Below are 13522 nucleotides of genomic sequence, written 5' to 3'. Positions count from 1 at the left end.
CAGAGATGAGGGAGAATCTTCCCCATGGACGCCATGGACCGGAAAATTCTTACCGAGCTACAGATGGACGGCCGTCTCACCATCACCGAGCTGGCCGCCCGAGTGAAGCTGAGCGTCTCGCCGTGCCACCGGCGGCTGCGTGACCTGGAACGTTCGGGGGCCATCCGCGGCTACCGCGCCGTCGTCGACCCGTCCGCCCTCGGCCTGGACTTCGAGGCGCTGGTCTTCGTGACCCTGGGCTGGGAGGACCGGGACACCGTCGCCTCGTTCGAGGAGGCGGTGGCGGCGGTGCCACATGTGCTCCAGGCGCAGCGCCTGTTCGGCGATCCGGACTATCTGCTGCGGGTGGCCGCCGCCGACCTGACCGCCTTTCAACAGCTGTACGACCAGCAGCTCGCACGCCTTCCGGGGGTGCAGCGCCTCAACTCCACGCTGGTGATGAAGAACGTCGTGACGAACCGCCCACTGCCGGACTGACTCACTGACTCACTGACTCACTGACCCGCCGGACCGGCGACCCACCCGCTCACCGGTTCACCCACTCCTGATGTTGTGCACTTTATTGACCGCAGTAACCAACACGCATACATTCACGGGCACCCTTCCCCCGCCCCAGGGAGCCCGCGATGTCCCAACGCACCAAACAACTAAGACGAGTTGCCCTCTCCGGGCTGCTCGGGACCGCCGTCGAGTTCTACGACTTCCTCGTCTACGGCACCGTCGCCGCCGTCGCCTTCGGTGAGCTGTTCTTCCCCGGCGCCGACCCGGCCGTCGGCACCATCGCCGCGTTCGGCACCTTCGCCGCCGGATACGTCGCCCGCCCGCTCGGCGGCATCGTCTTCGGGCACTTCGGCGACCGGCTCGGCCGCAAGTCGATGCTGCTGCTCACGATGGGCCTGATGGGCGGCGCCAGCTTCCTCATCGGGCTGCTGCCGACGTACGACACCGTAGGCGTCTGGGCGCCGCTGCTGCTGATCACGCTGCGCGTCGTGCAGGGCATCGCCATCGGCGGCGAGTGGGGCGGCGCCACGCTCATGGTGGTCGAGCACGCGGGAGCCCGGCGGCGCGGACTGTGGTCCAGCTTCACGCAGTTGGGGGCGCCGCTCGGCTCCCTGCTGTCCGCCGCCGTGGTCGCCCTCGTCGTCACTCTTCCTAAAGAAGAGTTCATGTCGTGGGGCTGGCGGGTGCCGTTCCTGCTGAGCGTGGTGCTGCTCGGCGTCGGCCTGTTCGTACGGCTGAAGGTCGTCGAGAGCCCGCTGTTCGCCGAGGTGAAGCAGGAGCGCGGCACGGCCCGGCTGCCGATCCTGGACGTACTGCGCCGCCCGCGCCCCGTCCTGCTGGCGTGCTGCGTCGGCATCGGGGCCTTCACCACGCAGTCCCTGCTGACCAGTTACCTGATCTCCTACGCCACCGGCATCGGCTACGCGCGCCCGCAGGCGCTCACCGCGCTCACGGTGTCCTCGTCGGTCGCGCTGGTCGTGCTGCCCTGCGCCTCGGCGCTCTCGGACCGGATCGGCCGCCGCCCGGTCGTCCTCGCCGGCGCCCTCGTCTCGGCGGCGCTCGCCTTCCCCGTCCTCGCGCTCGTGGACACCGGCTCGCCCGGACTGCTGATCCTGGCCGTGGTGCTGGGGCACGGCATCGCGCAGTCGATGATGTACGGCCCCCTGGGCGCCCTGTTCAGCGAAATGTTCGGCACGCGCGTGCGCTACACCGGCGCTTCGCTCGGCTACCAGGGCGCCACTCTGATCGGCGCGGGCTTCTCTCCGATGATCGCCGGAGCGCTGGTGGCAGGCAGTGGCAACGGCACGCCCATCGCCCTGCTGATGTGCGGCGGTTCGCTGATCACCGCGGTCTCGCTGTGGTTCGTCCGCGAGACCGGCAAGGACACCCTCGCCCACACCACCGACCGGCCCGCCACCCCCGCCAAGGAGGCCTCCGCATGAGAGCACCCGGTTCCCGGACTCGTATCGCCTGCGCCGCGGTGCTCGCGCTTGCCGCCACCGCGCTGCCCGCTCCGGCCCTCGCGGCCTCTCCGAACAGCAGCCATGTGGAGGGCGCTCTGGCCTCCGGTGCCGCGTACGTGATGGACGTACCCGCCACCTGGAACGGCACGGTCCTGCTCTTCAGCCACGGCTACAACGACGTCGGCACGCCCAACCCGGCCGAGAACGCCCCGGACGACGCCACCAAGTCCCTTCTCCTGAAGCAGGGATACGCCCTGATCGGCTCCTCCTACGCGACCACGGGCTGGGCGATGCCGGGTGCGGTCGACGACCAGCTCGCGACCCTGTCGGCGTTCACGGAGCGGTTCGGCGCGGCCCGGCGCACCGTCGCCTGGGGCCGCAGTTACGGCGGGATGGTCACCACCGCGATCGCCGAGCGGCACCCCGGGCGCATCGACGGCTCGCTCTCCCTGTGCGGCCTCGTCCACGGCGGCGTCGCCAACTGGAACAACACGCTCGACCCCGTCTTCGCCCTCAAGACCCTCCTCGCGCCGGGCTCCGACGTCCCCCTGGTCAACCTGCCGGACCAGCGGACGGCCACGCGCGCGGCGGACACCATGGTGGCCGCCGTCGACAAGGCGCAGGCCTCCCCCGCCGGGCGCGCCCGCATCGCGCTCGCCGCCGCCCTGCACAACATCCCCGGCTGGAACCAGGAGTCGCAGGCGCGCCCCGCGCCGGACGACTGGAACGCCCAACAGGCCAACCAGTACACGGCCGTCAAGGGCCTCCTGAAGGTGGCGGCCTTCAACCGGCGCCAGGACTCCGAGGCACGCTCCGGCGGCAACACGTCCTGGAACACCGGTGTCGACTACGCCCGGCTGCTCGCCCGCTCCTCCGTGCGCAAGGAGGTCGACGAGCTGTACCGCAAGGCCGGGCTCTCCCTGCGCGCCGACCTCGCCGCCCTCGACCGGGCGCCGCGCATCACCGCGGACCCGGACGCGGTGTCCTGGATGCGCCGCACCAGCACGTTCACCGGCAAGCTCGCCAAGCCGCAGTTCGACGTGCACACCACCGGCGACCCGCTCGTCCCCGTACAGACGGAGAGCGCGCTGCGCCGCGCCGTCACCGCCGCCGGGTCCTCCTCCCGGCTGCGGCAGGCCTACACCGACAACGCCGGGCACTGCACGTTCAGCGCGGCGGAACAACTCGCCGCCCTGCACACGCTGGAGGACCGCATCGCGACCGGGGCATGGCACGGCACGGACGCGGCCTCCCTCAACGCGCGCGCCGCGAAGGCGAACCCCGCCGACCCTGCTCGCTACGCCACGTACCACCCCACCGAGTACCTCCGGCCGTACGACCGTGCGCATCCCGCCGATGGCCGGTGATCGGGAACGGGCGCCCGCCGCGTTGTCGGTGGGCGCCCGTAGTCTTGGCGCCGTGAAGGACACCGGCATCGACGACGACCCGACCAGCGACGCGGCGGACATCTCGCAACCCCGCCCGCAGTCGCTCCTGCTCGCCTTCTTCGGCAACCACGTGCTGGAGGCCGGGGACTTGTACGTGTACTCGGGCAGCATCATCGAGGTGCTCGGCCGGGTCGGCGTCGGCGAACAGGCCGTGCGCTCGACGCTGACCCGGATGGTCAACCGGGGTCTGCTGGAGCGCCGTCGCGAGGGCCGCCGCATGCACTTCGGTCTGACGGAGCAGGCGAAGCGGGTGCTGTACGACGGCGGTGCCCGGGTCTGGAAACAGGGCGCGGTCAACGACGACTGGGACGGCACCTGGACCCTGCTCGCCTTCTCCCTCCCCGACGCCTGGAAGCGTCAGCGCCACGAGCTGCGTTCGCGCCTCGCCTGGTCCGGGTTCGGCACGCTGTACAGCGGGTTGTGGATCGCGCCGGGGCAGGTCGACGTATCGGCGGTGGTCGCGGAACTCGACCTCGCCAAGAACGTCAAGGTCTTCCACGGGGAGGCCGGGGTGGCCACGGACATCGAGGAGATGATCCGCGACACCTGGGACCTGGAGAGCATCGCGGCCCGCTACCGGTCCTTCGAGGAGCGGTGGAGCGACGGACCGAGCGGTCGTGTGGGCGCTGGGTCCGCCGACCCCCTCGGCACCCGCCTGCGACTCGTCAGCGAGTGGCTCGACACCATCCGGGCCGACCCCCGGCTGCCGTCCTGCCACCTCCCGCACGACTGGCCGGCCCGCCGCGCCCAGGAGACGTTCCGCCGCATCGCCGAACAAACCGAGGCGCCCGCGCGGGAAATGGCCCGCGAACTGCTCCAGACGACGACGGTGCGATGACAGGATCCCTCTGAGGAGGTGCGGTGCCGGTGTTCGTTCGGGGCAGACGGTGGGCGGCAGTGGCCGTAGCGGCGATCTGCGTGGCACTCATCGGCCCGAGCACGCCCAGCGGCGCACTCGTCTCAGAACCCCTCCCGCTGCCGGTCGGCGCCGCGAAGGAGATCGTTCCGAACCGCGTCATGACGTGGAACATCTGCAACCCCTGCGGCAGCACCCAGAACCTCGGCCGGGCGGCGGACATCGCGACGTACGCCCCACAGGTCATCGGCCTCCAGGAGGCCTGCGTCCGCGACGTCGAGGAAATCCGCGCCTACCTGAAGACCTTCTACGGCCTGACCTACCACGTCGAGTACGGCTCGGTACTGCGCAACTGGAGCCGCTGCGGGGGCCTCCCGTGGCGACCGGGCGGCTTCGGCCAGGCCATCCTCTCGGCGACGCCGCTCACAGATCCCGTCACTGTCGAGTACCCCGACGGCGGCTCCGAGGACCGCGGCTACCTGGCGGTGACGACGACGGTGGGCGGCCGCCCGGCCCGCATCTTCAACACCCACCTCGCACAACGCCAACAAGCGCCGTTCCGCGAGAACCAGATCACCTTCCTCGCCAAGTCGGTGGCCGCCCACCACGAACGCACCATCGCCCTGGGCGACTTCAACGCGACCCCGGACGCTCCTGAGCTCGCCCCGATGTGGTCCTTGGTAAAGGACGCGGACCCCGACTGCCACCCGGCGGCCGACGCGGCCTGCGAGACAACCACGGACTGGTCCAGCAAGTTCGACTACATCTTCTTGCGCGGCTTCGAACCGCGCCGCCACGCGGTCCACCCGAGCGAGTACTCGGACCACCATTCGTTCCGGGCTGACCTGGAGCCGGTACGGAGGCCCTAGATCCTGTGCCGTTTCGAACTCCCGCCGGCTGGTTCCCCGGCGTCCCCTTAATTCCCCTTACGATCTGGAACGGACCAGGGATGAGTCGAACGGCTCAGGTGGTTACGAATTCGTACCCCCTTCAGTGCGGCTGAGCACCCTTGCTCGCGGTGAGAACCGATTAGCCAGGCGCCACAGTCCATAGAGGAGGCCACCACCTGTCACGATCAGCAGCGCTGACGCGCCAACCCTGTCTCCCCAGGCACTTCGCCTGTCGAGGAGGAGACCGGGAGTCACACTGAACACGATGACTACAACCAGATAGAACACCAGTCGCACCAACGACCCGACGACGGAGTGCAGAGGGTACAGCAGCAGGAGCCTCCTGAACTGAGTCCAGAGCGGAGTACGCTGCGGGGCGCGCGTGACAGTGAACGATGCGTGAATGTCGCGTAGTTGCTGATCCAGGACTATTGCCGCCTGTGCTTGTGCAGAGACGATGTTAACGCCCGGGGCGATCATTGCACGGGCGTCAATCCACTCGGTTAGAAATCCGACATATGCCCGGGCTTCGTCAAGCAGCTGTCGGCGTCTGGCCTGCTCATTCCGTCGCGCCCGCCACTCCTGGAACCAGAGGTTCGCGACTCCGAGTACCGAGACAATGACAGCCGAAAGCACTGAAACAACCAAGCCTTCAGAGATACTCGTCGCGTTGTCTGCTGCCATGCCTTCACCTCGTGCAGCGCGCCAGTGAAACAGAGTTCCACTCCGTCGAGTCAAGCATCACCTTGTACGCGGGGCTCGCGCCTTGGGCGATCGGCCATCTGGTCCACATGGGTGTCGCGAGCGACTCGGACGACGATCGTGACTACGGCATCTGAAAGGACCGCACCTCCGTGCAGCTTCCCGACCAGATCACGAACGCGCTTCCTCCCATCGTCGAGGCCACACCCGTCGCCAACCGGCGCGGCTCGACACTGTGGGACGTCCGGACCGGCATGGCTCGCTACGCGGTCAAGCTGGGGTACCCCACCGCCGCGACCAACGAACACGCCGGCCGGCCGTGGACCGCGCTCGCGCCCGGCCGGGAAGCCGCCGTCCTCTACCGCCTGGGCGCCCCGGTGCCCAGCGGCAGCTGGGAGAAGGGCACATGGTGCATCCAGCCGTGGCACGAGGGCCCCGATCTGCAACAGCTCTGGGAGAGGCATCGCGTGGACGGCTCGGCGCCCAGCGTGGTGACGGCCCTGGAATGTGCCCGCGCTCTCGCCAGCCTCCACGCTGAAGGCTGGGCGCACGGTGACGTACAGCCGATGCACTTCCTGATCGGCCCTTCGCGCACCCACCTCATCGACCTCGCCCTGGCCCAGGGCAAGCCCATCCCCGAGGAGGTCGAATTTCCGCACCGGGGCTGCCTCGTCCACTACGAGGCTCCCGAACTGTCGAGACAGGTACTCGAAGAAGGGCAGGCATCACCGACCCAAGCGAGCGACGTCTACGGTCTCGGCGCGAGCCTGCTGATGGCCGCCCGGCAACGGCGTGCCCTCATCTACCCCGACGACGCTCCCAGGGATGAACAGCGCCGGGCCGTCGTCGAGGGAAACCGGAGACCAGTGAACATCGAGGGGCCGTTCGGCGAGCTGGTCGAGCAGATGCTCGCCTACAAGCCGACCGAACGCCCCACCCTCCACGAGGTCATCGAGGCCATGCGGGAGATGCTCTGACGGCCGGCGGCAGGTAGGCAAGAAGCAGCGCGGCCCCGAATCCGCTGATGGATTCGGGGCCGCAGACGCTGTAGGGCGGGCCGGAAGGCGTCACGTCACCCCTTCCTCCGCAGCACCTCCCCCACCCTCTCCTCCCGCCACTTCCGCAGGAGTTCGTGGAAGGCGACCGCGCCGTGGGGGTAGGCGTTCGGGCCGTTGGGGCGGCCGCGGCCCTCGCGGTTGTAGTAGCCGGGGGTGCATTCGGCGTGGAACCACTCGTGGTTGGGGGCGCCCTCCGCGCAGGTCGCGCGCCAGGCGGCGACCGCTTCCCGGGTTGGTTCCAGGAGTGCGTCTTCGCGCTCCGCCGCGGCGACCAAAGCCGCGGCGTGGACCGCCTGTTCGTCCAGGATGTGGCTGAAGTTGACGCTGGCGGAGTTCTGCATCGGGCCCAGTTGGATCAGGTTGGGGAAGCCGGGGAAAGTGAAGCCGTGCAGCGTGCGGGGGCCGAACTTGGCCAGGGAGTCCAGGAGTTGAGTGCCACCCCGGCCCGTCACGGGCAGCTTCCCTGACGTGACTCCGGAGACGCCTACCGAGAAGCCCGTCGCGAAGATCAGGCAGTCGATCTCGTACTCGACCCCGCCGACGACCACCCCGCGTTCCGTCATGCGCTCGATGCCGTGAGTGTCCGCGGTGTCGACCAGCGTGACGTTCTCGCGGTTGAAGGCAGGGAGGTACAGGTCGGAGAACGTCGGGCGCTTGCAGGCGTAGCGGTACCAGGGCTTGAGGGCCTCGGCGGTGGCCGGGTCGGCGACCTCCGCGGCGACGCGGTCGCGGATCTGGTTCATCGTGGCGTGGTCGGCGGCCTCGTACGCCGCCTCGAAGTCAGGTTCGCCGTCGCGGCGGAAGCTGGGGAGGAGTTTCTCGAGGAGGGCCGCTGATTCCGTCCAGCGGTCGGCGACCAGGTCCTCCTCCGCGTCTTCGCCTGACACGATCCGAAGGAAGTTCTCGCGGCGTTCGCGCGCCCAGCCGGGCCTGTCCGCGCCGACGTCCTGCGGCGTCATGCGGCGCTGCCCGCGCGTGTCGACGGCGGACGGTGTGCGCTGGAAGACGTACAACTGCCGTGCGTCCTCGGCCAGTTTGGGGATGGCCTGGACCCCCGTGGCGCCCGTGCCCACCACGCCGACCCGCTTGTCCGCGAGGCCCGTCATGCCGCCGTCCGGGCCGCCACCCGTGTAGCCGTAGTCCCAGCGCGAGGTGTGGAAGGTGTGGCCCTTGAAGTCCTCGATGCCGGGGATTCCGGGCAGCTTGGGCTCGGACAGGGTGCCGGTCGCGGTGACGACGTACGTGGCGTGGAACTCGTCGCCCCTGTCCGTCGCGACAAGCCATTGGTGTGCCGCCTCGTCCCACGTCAGGGCGGTGACCGCCGTCGAGAAAAGCGCGTCCTCGTACAGGTCGAAGTGCTCGGCCATGCGCACCGCGTGGCGTCGGATCTCGTCGCCCGGCGCGTACTTCCACTCGGGTACGTAGCCGGTCTCGTCCAGCATCGGCAGGTAGACGTGCGCCTCGATGTCGCAGTGGATGCCGGGGTAGCGGTTCCAGTACCAGGTGCCGCCGAAGTCGCCGCCCTGCTCGATCACCCGGACCTTCGCCACGCCCTGCTGCCGCATCCGCGCGCCCGCCAGGATGCCGCCGAACCCGCCGCCGACGACCGCGACGTCCACCGTGTCGCGCAGCGGCGCGCGCTCGGGGATCTCGCCCGCGTACGGGTCGGCGGCGAAGTAGCCGAACTCCGCGGTGGTGGAACGGTATTGGGCCGTCGCATCGGGGCGGACGCGGCGCTCGCGTTCGGCGCGGTAGCGCTCGCGCAGCTCCGCCGTCTCCTGCGGGGTGGGGGGCGTGGCGCACTGCGGCAGGGTCATGCGACGGCTTCCTCTCGTGGGGGGGGACATACGGCGGAGGGAAGCCCTCGCTGGGACTTCCGCATCGTCACGGGTACCGTAACCCAACAACCGGACAGCATTGTCCGGTACGGGATCGGTGCGGTCCGACCCCGATGTGACCCGCCGCTTCCCGGTCCACCCCGACACCCCCCGACGCATCCCGACTCGAAAGGCCCTCGATGTCGAACCTCACCCCCGCCTCCCCGCTGCGCGACTGGCTCGCCGACCCCGCCGCCGGGCAGATCCTGCGCGGCATGCTGGTCTCCCAGGGGCAGAGCGAGGAGGCCCTGGCCCCCGCGCTCGGCCTGCCGCTGGAGCAGCTCGTGAAGATGTCGGGCGGCAAGTTCCCCGCCGAGCTGGTGGACGTGCTCGTGACAGCGGCCGAGACCGGCGAGGTCCCCGAGGGCCTGCCCACCGCTCCCCCGGCCGCGCCCACGTCCTCGGCTCCGGATCTCGGCGTCGAGATCGGCACCCCCGAGCCGTGGACCGAGCAGCTGACCTCCGGACGGTTCGCCGGCCAGACCGTCGTGGTCACCGGCGCCGCCTCCGGCATCGGCAGGGCCGTCGCCTCGCGTGTCGTGCGCGAGGGCGGGCGGGTCGTCGCCGTGGACGTGTCGGGCGACAAACTGGCTGACGTGGCGGCCGAGTTGGGCGGCGCGCTCGTGCCCGTCACCGCGGACATCACCGAGCCCACGGCGGCCGACACCGTGCTCGCCGCGGCGGGCGGGCGCGTCGACGCGCTGGCGAACGTCGCGGGCGTGATGGACGACGACGCCGCCGTGCACGAGGTCGACGACGAGATCTGGGAGCGCGTCATGCGCATCAACGTCGACGGGCCCATGTACCTGATGCGCGCCGTCGTGCCGGGCATGCTCGCGGCGGGCGGCGGCCGGATCGTGAACATCGTGTCCGAGGCGGCGCTGCGCGGCTCGGCGGCCGGCGCCGCGTACACGACGTCGAAGCATGCGCTCGTCGGGCTGACGAATTCCTCGGCGTACCAGTACGCGGGCACGGGGGTTCAGGTCAACGCGGTCGCGCCGGGGGCCGTCGCCACGGGGATTCAGGTCCCGGCGGGCGCGCCCTTCGGTTCGGTGCGCACCGCGAAGATGCGGGTGGCGATACCCGGTCTAGCGATGGCGGAGGAGCTGGCCGCGTCCATCACGTTCCTGCTCAGCCGGGATGCGGTGAACCTCAACGGGGTCGTTTTGCCGTCGGACGGGGGTTGGTCGGTGGCGTGATCACTCGGCCCACCGTGGCCGGGGTCGCGGGGCGCTGCCCCGGGCCCCGCTGCTCAATCGCCGCAGGGCTTGAAAAGACCCGCTCAATCGCCGCGGGGGCTCCAACAACCGAACCTGCCCCCCCCATCCCAGCAAGGAAGGTTCACCCCCACATGCCCACCAGAACACATCCCCTCGCCGTCCTCTCCACCATCGGCCTCCTCGCCCTCACCGCCTGCGGCACCGAGAAGGCCGGCGCCTCGGACCCACGCCCAGCCGCCGCTCCCGCATCCGGCGAGGGACACACCATCCGCGCCACCCAGCTCTCCCACGTCACCGCCCCGCACCGAGCCACCGGCATGACACTCGTCGAAGGTCCGGTCCTCGCCAAGGACGGTGACCTGCGACTCGTGGATGTCACCGCCCCGCCCGGCGAGCCCAAGGTGATCTCCGTCGACGTCAAGACCGGTGACCACAAGGGTGTCTACACCGACAGGACCGGCGCCTACACCTCCGCGCAGATCAGCCCGCACGACGGCCGGGTGTATCTGACGGAGTACCAGTCGGGCGACGTCGTCAGCATCGCGCAGGACGGCTCCGACCCGCGGACGTTCTTCTCCGGCGAGGTCGACGGTTCCCCGATGAACCCCGACGACATCGCGTTCGACGACGACGGCAACCTCTACGTCAGCGATCTGCACGGCATGAAGACGGGCGAGGCCGAGGGCCGCATCGTGCGCATCGACCGCGACGGCGACAGGACCACCGTCCTCGCCGACAGGCTCGCGCACCCCAACGGCGTGATGTTCGACCCCGAACAGAAGGGCCTGTGGATCAGCGAGCTGGCCAAGGACACCGTCTCGTATCTGCTCCTCGACGCCGACAAGCGCACCGTGACCACGCAGCACGAGGCCATCCACGTCGACGGCGGCGTCGCGCAGACGGACTCGATCTCCGTGGACGCCGAGGGCAATCTCTACCAGGCGCTGCACGGCCGCCCCGCCATGGCGGTCTTCAGCAAGTACGGCGAGCGCCTCGGCACGGTGGAGGTGCCCGCGAAGGAGGCCGAGGGCTTGCAGTCGGCGACGAATGTCGCGATCACGCCGGGCGGCCGGACCGCGTACATGACGGTCAGCGGGCCGAAGGGCGGGTACGTCTACGAGTTCGACGCGCTGGCCAAGGGAATCCGCCTGTCCAACGGCGGCTGACGTTCTGTCAAACGGCGGCTGACGCTCAGTCCTCCGCCAGGTCGACGGACCGCAGCGGTCCCACCTCGACGCCGAGCAGCCCCCAGGCCGCGAGTGCCAGGCGCTCGCGCTCGGCGAGGGTGGGGCCCGCGACGGCGCCGGAGACCATCGCGATGGCGAGCATCAGCTCGTCGGCGGTCAGCCCATGACCTGCGGGCGTGCATCCGTCGAGCACGCCGCGCACCCGCGCCGACAGCTCCCGGCCCTGCTCGTCGCCCCCGCGTACGCGCAGCAGGTCGACGAAGGCGGTGGAGCGGGTGATGTGCCATGTGACGACGCCGAGCACGGATGTGAGGGTGGCGTCCGGCTCGGCGGCGGCCGTCTCGATCTGCCGCACGTTCTCGTCGAGCACCGCCGAGGCCAGGGCCATCCGGTCGGCGAAGTGCCGGTACAGACTCCCCTGCCCGACGCCGGCCCGGCGCGCGACCGTCGACAGCGGCGCGTTCAGCCCCTGCTCCGCGAAGACCTCGCGGGCGGCGGTGATGAGGGCGGCGCGATTGCGGGCGGCGACCCGTCGGCCTTGGTTGGCCGGGCGGGCCCGGTCTGGCTCGGAGGGGTCGGAGGGGTTCGTCACGTGGGCAGCGTAATCCAGCGCAATACCGGCAGAGCCTGTGGTCGTCGTCATCGGTGTCGGCGGCATGGGGATGCGGATCGCCCGCCGTCAGGGCTCCAGCGGCCCGGCTCGTCGCCGCCGACCTCGACGGGGAGCTGCTCGCCGCGGCGGCCGACGAGCTGCTCGGCCTGCCGTTCCCGCTCTCCCCTGCCGCCTCCTTCGTCACCGGCACCGATCTTCTGGTCGACGGCGGGGCGATCGCGGTGGCGCCTCGTCGAGACGGCGCCTGATCACGCCCGTCACGCCCCCGCTCATGGCCGATTACACCCCCTGGACGCGGCGACACCCCGGCGGGAGGCTCAACCACGAACCGTCCCCCACGAAGGAGCCACCATGCCCGACCGGCCGGTTCTCGTCCTCGACCCCACCGCCTCCGACCACCACGCCGAACACCGCGCCCTGCGCGCCCGCGGCCCCGCAAGCCGCGTCGACCTGCTCGGGGTGACCGCCTGGTCCGTCTCCGATCCCGCGCTCCTGAAGGAGCTCCTGACCAGCCCGCACATCTCCAAGAACGCCCGAGCCCACTGGCCGGGATTCGCCGACGCGCTCGCCACCTGGCCACTCGCGCTGTGGGTGGCCGTCGACAACATGTTCACGGCGTACGGCAGCGATCACCGCCGCCTGCGCCGCATGATCGCCCCCGCCTTCTCGGCCCGCCGCGTCACGGCCTTGCAGGCGGACATCGAAACGCTCCTCACCGGCATCCTCGACCCGCTCGACGCCCTCCCCGCCGGCGCGGTCGTCGATCTGCGCGAGCGCCTGGCCTATCCACTGCCGATCGCCGTGGTCAGCCGTCTGATGGGGGTGCCCGAGGAACAACGGGAGCAGTTCCGCACGCTGGTGGACCGGGTGTTCGCCACCACGCTCTCCGCCGAGGAGGCCGCGAAGAACACGGCCGCCGTCTACGACCTCCTGGACGAGCTGATCGCCTCCAAGCGGGCCCGGCCGGAGGACGACATGACGTCGCTGCTCATCGCCACCCGCGACGAGGAGGGCGACGGCGGCACGCTGTCCGACGGCGAACTGCGCGACACGCTGCTGCTGATGATCAGCGCCGGTTACGAGACGACCGTCAGCGTCATCGACCAGGCCGTCACCTCGCTGCTCGCCGACCCGGCCCAGCTCGCCCATGTCCGGACGGGCCGCTGCACCTGGCACGACATCGTCGAGGAGACGCTGCGCCACGAACCCGCGGTCAAGCATCTCCCGCTGCGCTACGCGCTCCAGGACATCGCGCTCCCGGACGGCCAGGTGATCAGGACCGGTGACGCGATCCTCGCGTCCTACGCCGCCGCCAACCGCCACCCGGACCTGCACGGCGACACCGCCGACGAGTTCGACGCCACCCGCCCCTCCAAGGAACACCTCGCGTTCGGCCACGGCGTGCACTTCTGCCTCGGTGCCCCGCTCGCCCGCCTGGAGGTCGAGACCGCCCTGCGCATGCTGTTCGACCGCTTCCCCGGCATCGGGCTCGCCGTTCCCGTGGCGGACCTGGCACCGTCCCCGACGCTGATCAGCAACGGGCACACCGCCCTCCCCGTGCGCCTGAAGCCGGAAGGGCAGCAGGGGCAGCAGGGGCAGCAGGGGCAGCAGGGGCAGCAGGGGCAGCAGGGGCAGCTTCCGCGCTGACGACGCACGACGCACGGCGCCGCGCGTCGTCGCATGCCGTCGTGGACCGGGTGGGGCTCT

At 70.5% G+C, this 13522-nt stretch carries 13 protein-coding genes; 11 read left to right on the top strand and 2 right to left on the bottom strand.

The window, feature by feature from the left end:
• Positions 1-24 precede the first annotated feature (24 nt).
• From ACNYS0_RS37595 to ACNYS0_RS37565, 7 genes are all read left to right on the top strand, one after another.
• Positions 25-477, top strand: coding sequence for an Lrp/AsnC family transcriptional regulator (locus ACNYS0_RS37595; RefSeq protein ID WP_385754492.1), 453 nt, complete (start codon positions 25-27; stop codon positions 475-477).
• A gap of 149 nt (positions 478-626) precedes the next feature.
• Entirely contained in the window at positions 627-1943 is a 1317-nt protein-coding gene (locus ACNYS0_RS37590) for an MFS transporter (protein WP_422480451.1), read from the top strand.
• Complete coding sequence (locus tag ACNYS0_RS37585) at positions 1940-3331, top strand: alpha/beta hydrolase family protein (RefSeq protein ID WP_422480449.1); 1392 nt, start codon at positions 1940-1942, stop codon at positions 3329-3331. The genes ACNYS0_RS37590 and ACNYS0_RS37585 overlap by 4 nt, the downstream gene beginning before the upstream one ends.
• Before the next feature lie 52 nt (positions 3332-3383).
• A complete protein-coding gene (locus ACNYS0_RS37580) occupies positions 3384-4250 on the top strand; it encodes a PaaX family transcriptional regulator (RefSeq protein ID WP_422480447.1) in 867 nt (288 codons plus the stop codon).
• A gap of 59 nt (positions 4251-4309) precedes the next feature.
• Positions 4310-5137, top strand: coding sequence for an endonuclease/exonuclease/phosphatase family protein (locus tag ACNYS0_RS37575; protein ID WP_422480445.1), 828 nt, complete (start codon positions 4310-4312; stop codon positions 5135-5137).
• Positions 5138-5853: 716 nt separating this feature from the next.
• Positions 5854-5997: a hypothetical protein gene (locus ACNYS0_RS37570; protein ID WP_422480443.1), complete on the top strand. Its 144-nt coding sequence runs from the start codon at positions 5854-5856 to the stop codon at positions 5995-5997.
• 15 nt (positions 5998-6012) lie between these two features.
• On the top strand, positions 6013-6837 hold the full coding sequence (locus tag ACNYS0_RS37565; RefSeq protein ID WP_422480441.1) for a protein kinase domain-containing protein: 825 nt from the start codon (positions 6013-6015) through the stop codon (positions 6835-6837).
• A 95-nt stretch (positions 6838-6932) separates the two neighbouring features.
• On the opposite strand, the gene ACNYS0_RS37560 is transcribed toward ACNYS0_RS37565, so the two are convergent.
• Positions 6933-8735: a flavin-containing monooxygenase gene (locus ACNYS0_RS37560; RefSeq protein ID WP_422480439.1), complete on the bottom strand. Its 1803-nt coding sequence runs from the start codon at positions 8733-8735 to the stop codon at positions 6933-6935.
• Between the two features lie 200 nt (positions 8736-8935).
• Here ACNYS0_RS37560 and ACNYS0_RS37555 point away from each other — a divergent pair, with 200 nt between their 5' ends.
• Both ACNYS0_RS37555 and ACNYS0_RS37550 read left to right on the top strand, forming a co-directional pair.
• On the top strand, positions 8936-9994 hold the full coding sequence (locus ACNYS0_RS37555) for an SDR family NAD(P)-dependent oxidoreductase (RefSeq protein WP_422480437.1): 1059 nt from the start codon (positions 8936-8938) through the stop codon (positions 9992-9994).
• A 152-nt stretch (positions 9995-10146) separates the two neighbouring features.
• Positions 10147-11181 (top strand): SMP-30/gluconolactonase/LRE family protein, encoded by a 1035-nt coding sequence (locus ACNYS0_RS37550; protein WP_422480435.1) that lies wholly within the window; start codon positions 10147-10149, stop codon positions 11179-11181.
• A 25-nt stretch (positions 11182-11206) separates the two neighbouring features.
• Here the strand turns inward: ACNYS0_RS37550 and ACNYS0_RS37545 are convergent, their stop codons facing one another.
• Entirely contained in the window at positions 11207-11794 is a 588-nt protein-coding gene (locus ACNYS0_RS37545) for a TetR family transcriptional regulator (RefSeq protein ID WP_422480433.1), read from the bottom strand.
• A 53-nt stretch (positions 11795-11847) separates the two neighbouring features.
• Between ACNYS0_RS37545 and ACNYS0_RS37540 the strand changes: the two genes are divergently transcribed.
• Together ACNYS0_RS37540 and ACNYS0_RS37535 are read left to right on the top strand one after the other, a co-directional pair.
• Positions 11848-12063 (top strand): hypothetical protein, encoded by a 216-nt coding sequence (locus ACNYS0_RS37540; protein ID WP_422480431.1) that lies wholly within the window; start codon positions 11848-11850, stop codon positions 12061-12063.
• Between the two features lie 103 nt (positions 12064-12166).
• Positions 12167-13462 (top strand): cytochrome P450 family protein, encoded by a 1296-nt coding sequence (locus ACNYS0_RS37535; protein WP_422480429.1) that lies wholly within the window; start codon positions 12167-12169, stop codon positions 13460-13462.
• Positions 13463-13522 lie beyond the last annotated feature (60 nt).

Source organism: Streptomyces anthophorae (assembly GCF_049310305.1).
In the GTDB taxonomy this organism is placed as follows: Bacteria; Actinomycetota; Actinomycetes; order Streptomycetales; family Streptomycetaceae; genus Streptomyces.
Note: the sequence above shows the minus strand (reverse complement) of the source record. Positions and strands in the feature narration are given on the sequence as shown.